Source organism: Lunatimonas salinarum, from assembly GCF_017811155.1.
GTDB lineage: Bacteria > Bacteroidota > Bacteroidia > Cytophagales > Cyclobacteriaceae > Lunatimonas > Lunatimonas salinarum.
This window is the reverse complement of sequence record NZ_JACVCV010000131.1, coordinates 1-374: the sequence shown is the minus strand read 5'-3', so window position 1 is coordinate 374 and position 374 is coordinate 1. Positions and strand designations below refer to the sequence as shown.

General features: G+C 45.7%; 1 protein-coding gene. It reads right to left on the bottom strand.

Going from position 1 to position 374, the window contains the following annotated elements; genetic code table 11:
* Nucleotides 1-172: 172 nt before the first annotated feature.
* Nucleotides 173-374, bottom strand: a 202-nt coding sequence (locus IAQ59_RS22195) for a hypothetical protein (protein WP_209333037.1), incomplete at its 5' end; no start/stop codon positions are given.

Genomic DNA, 374 nt, shown 5'->3' with positions numbered 1-374 from the left:
CCCGTTTTGGCCGCTTACCCTGTCCATCCTGCTATCCCCCTCCCGCCAAAACCCAAGGATGGTTGAGGTGCGGGTAGATGGTTAGACGTGAGATATGAGATTTTTAGAAGACGTAAGATTTTAGACGTTAGACATAAGATGTGAGACCTAAGACGTTACACTTTGTCCTTCCCTAAATAACGTGACCGTTTTGGTTAAACGATTCGACAGTACGACGATTCAACAAAAAAACAAGATTGCTTCGCTCCTGCGTCACTCGCAATAAAGGCCTTGCGCTGATCTTAGCAACGTCGGTAGATCTGCATGCCGACTTGTTTCCAATATTTTGTATATTCAACCCATGCAAGCCACGCCACGGAACATTAACCCCTTTA